The sequence below is a fragment of the Vibrio sp. HI00D65 genome (assembly GCF_001635455.1).
Lineage (GTDB): Bacteria > Pseudomonadota > Gammaproteobacteria > Enterobacterales > Vibrionaceae > Vibrio.
Map to the genome: position 1 here is coordinate 1 of NZ_LWEH01000324.1, position 629 is coordinate 629.

General features: G+C 41.2%; 1 protein-coding gene. It reads right to left on the bottom strand.

What is annotated here, in order from left to right:
* Window positions 1-215: 215 nt before the first annotated feature.
* The coding region (locus A3712_RS19595) for a replication protein C, IncQ-type (RefSeq protein WP_157618820.1) at window positions 216-629 on the bottom strand (414 nt) is incomplete at its 5' end.

Sequence of the window (629 nt, forward strand, 5' to 3'; positions counted from 1 at the left end):
TCAAAGTCTACCGCTATCCCGACTGTTTATATAACCAGTAAAAAAAATAGCGGCGACTTTAAAAGTCTACCGCTATCCCGACCCTAAATATTTGTTTTATTAGGATTTAGCTGTTCTGGTTTTCTTTCTTGAAACAACAAGTGCTAGCTTTGCCCCTCTCCCATCTGTCTCTATGTTCCAGAGTGGCAGCTTATTGACTTGTTTTATAGCTACCATCAGTTGACCTCGCCGCTTTGACAACCTCTTTTTAACTGTATCTTTATCTTCGCTTTCTGCCTTTTTACGTCTCGGCTGTCGTTGTAAATAAGACTTAACAGCTCATCGGCTTTTAAGCGTCTATTCTTCTCCCCTGCACGTACGCGAGCGCAAAGTTTGTCATGCAACGCTCTAGCAAGATCAGAATCTAGCGTGTGTCTCTCTCTTCTGTCTGAGTATATGTAGTCCCCAAACGGTGCCCAGATAGAGTGCGCTGATAATGCGTTTATATGTATCGAAACCTCGTTTGTGTCCTTATCCATGTTGAAAGACAACATGTTAGAACCTCCAAATATTTCCTTTTTGTTTTCCAAAAAGAAAGAGGTTGATGATAGACGTTTAAGCGATGAAATTAACCACTTGTAATCACTCCC